The organism is Okeania sp. (assembly GCF_983059655.1).
Genome location: NZ_CEZPJD010000651.1, coordinates 1 through 2,560, shown reverse-complemented (window position 1 = coordinate 2,560; position 2,560 = coordinate 1). Strand labels below are relative to the sequence as shown.

At 40.5% G+C, this 2,560-nt stretch carries 4 protein-coding genes; all 4 read left to right on the top strand.

What is annotated here, in order from left to right:
* Positions 1 to 314 precede the first annotated feature (314 nt).
* The gene (locus tag AC3DU7_RS25980; RefSeq protein WP_488042172.1) at positions 315 to 1,379 is read left to right on the top strand and encodes an alcohol dehydrogenase catalytic domain-containing protein; all 1,065 of its coding nucleotides are present in this window, start codon (positions 315 to 317) and stop codon (positions 1,377 to 1,379) included.
* A 78-nt stretch (positions 1,380 to 1,457) separates the two neighbouring features.
* A complete protein-coding gene (locus AC3DU7_RS25975; RefSeq protein ID WP_488042171.1) occupies positions 1,458 to 1,628 on the top strand; it encodes a hypothetical protein in 171 nt (56 codons plus the stop codon).
* Positions 1,629 to 1,769: 141 nt separating this feature from the next.
* Positions 1,770 to 2,036 carry a (2Fe-2S) ferredoxin domain-containing protein gene (locus AC3DU7_RS25970; protein WP_488042170.1) on the top strand — a complete coding sequence of 89 codons (267 nt, stop codon included), beginning with the start codon at positions 1,770 to 1,772 and terminating at the stop codon, positions 2,034 to 2,036.
* Between the two features lie 6 nt (positions 2,037 to 2,042).
* Positions 2,043 to 2,560: PAS domain S-box protein (locus AC3DU7_RS25965; RefSeq protein WP_488042169.1), on the top strand; the 518-nt coding region annotated here is incomplete at its 3' end.

Here is a 2,560-nt window from a genome sequence, read left to right as displayed (position 1 = left end):
AAAAAATTTCCAATTCCCTATCGGCAAAAATATCTTCCTTTTTGTTTTTTCTTCAGAGTCAGAACTTCAAAATTAGATGTGTTTGCCCTGCGATTCTCCCATCAATATTGATTTCTTTATTCAACATTAACTTCATAAGACTTGATAAGGAGATTTTGGCGATCGCCGTTTTTTAGTTACCAACTATTTTTGAGTGCACCCTGGATGTTTTGCCGCAACTGCGATACAATTATAAGTTGAGCGTAACAAAAACGCCTCCCAAAAATTGGCATATTCCCAATTTTTTTTCACTTAAAAACTAATACGGAGTTTCTATGCTAGCAATCCGCCAACTAGAAACGAATTCACCTGTCGTTGTAGATGAAGTATCGGAACCTATCTTGAAAGATGGAGATGTCCTCGTAAGAATTGAGGCAGCCGGTGTATTGAGTTATCACGAAGACGTGTTGGCCGGTCGTCTCGGATACGCTTTGCCAGAAAATCCGTTTACGCCTGGTAACGATGGAGTCGGAATCGTTGAGGCAACTGGCAAAACTGTAGTCCATGTTTCTGTCGGCGATAGAGTCGCAATCGATCCGCGAATCTTTGCTCGCGAAAATGTTTCAGAACCGGACGGTATGCTATTGGCGCTTACAGGTTTAACCGTTGGTGCTATCGAAGTTCAGAAACTATGGCCAGACGGAACCTGGGCGGAAAAAGTCGCGGTTCCGAGCGAGAACGTGACCAAACTACCTACTATTGCCGGGATGGACGGAGTGGGATTGTCCCGGTTGCACAAGTTTGCAGTGTGTTACGGAGGACTCTCGCGAGCGCAACTAGCTGGCGGTGATACGGTGGCTGTGCTCGGCGCAACCGGTAATTTCGGCTCACCGGCTGTGCCCTTGTCCCTCGCGATGGGAGCATCAAAAGTCATTGCTCTCGGACGCAATGAGTCTGTCCTAGAAAAACTGAGCCAGCTAAGTCCACGAGTATTTCCAGTGAAACTCATGGGTGACCCGGAAGCCGATGCCGCCGAACTAAGAAAAATTGTTCCTGGCGGAATCGACCTTGGCATCGATCTAATTGGGCAAGCTAAGGACTCGAAAGGAATTCAAGCTGTGATTGGCAGCCTTCGTAACGGCGGGCGAGTCGCGATTCAAGGCTCTATGGATGTCCCGCTCGAACTCCCCTACGGCAGCATCATGGCTCGTGATATCACAATCATTGGAGCATTTATGTATCCACGCGATACGTTTAGGAAACTAGGCATGCTCGTCGAATCTGGCGCGCTCGATCTAGACTGCGTGGAGGTTAATACGTTCCCGTTGGAAGAAATCAACAAGGCAATGCAGAGAGCCACGGAGATACGGGGGCTCGGCCACGTTGTCCTCACCCCGTAGCTTTTATGCAAAGCTATCTGCTACAGAGACTGAGGGCGTTACGCTGAACAAGTACGCCCTACTGTTAGAAGCAGGGTCTTGTGTGAAAGTATATTGGAACTACAAGATGGCATCAAAAACACTGAAAATGAGCAAACTACGGTAGTAGATAAAATGTCTGCTTTATACCTAGAATTTATCCATGTAGGTAGCTACATCGTTTTTGATGCTTACTTTGCCTCTAAACATCTGAAAAAAATAGAAGAATAGACTTCTCCAAAAATCCAAAATCAAATCAATTATTATCTATAAATTATCAATTATTTCTCCTTCCCACTCGCTGTTCCCTCTTTTGGAGGAGATGTCTAATGAAAAACTTATCCTGTTCCCCATACCCGAGAAAAATGAACTATGAAAAAAGAAAATTTATATCTTTGTATGGGTTCCGCTTGTCATCAACTAGGAGTTTATGAAGTATTACCCAAACTTCAAAGTATGATTAGCGAATATCACCTAGAAGACAAAATAGAATTAAAAGGTTCATTTTGTTTAGAATTTTGTAGTGATGGAATTGTAATGAAATACAAAAACCAAGTATTCATCAAAATTAATCCCGAAAATATTGAACAAAAATTCCAATCAGAAATTTTACCAACTATTAATAAATCAAAGGAGTAAATTATCTTGACTAACGAAAAAAATCTCTGGCAAATTCTTTGGGAATATGACCCCAATGGCTTAATTGTTGTTGACACCCAGATGAATATTACTCTAGTTAATCCAGCATTTTGTAAAATGTTTAATGTTAACCAAACAGAGATTATTGGTCAACCTGCATCTATAGTTTTAGAAGATTTAGCAGACTTTCAAAAAGTCTGGGAAAAAGATGAAGTAATTCGAGGAAAAGAAAAAAAATATCAACCTGAAAATCAAGCAAATTCTGAAGCAGATATTGTATATGTTAAAGAAGTAATTTTTCCTATTCGTGACCAAAATTTAATTGCTTGTATTATGGTTGATATTACCCATGAATGGCAACGAAAACAAGAAATGATTAATCTGAGAAATGAAACAGTTAGTAAAGTAAATGAAGTAGTCGATCATCAGATGAAAGTAGTGCAAGAAATTGCTGGTTTATTAGGAGAAACAACTGCAGAAACAAAAGTCAGTTTATTAAAAATTATCAAAATGGTAAATCAAGA

Bases quoted from the DNA above. Each gene is read 5' to 3' on its own strand.
- AC3DU7_RS25980 (WP_488042172.1), top strand. From the start codon at position 315: ATGCTAGCAATCCGCCAACTAGAAACGAATTCACCTGTCGTTGTAGAT.
- AC3DU7_RS25970 (WP_488042170.1), top strand. From the start codon at position 1,770: ATGAAAAAAGAAAATTTATATCTTTGTATGGGTTCCGCTTGTCATCAA.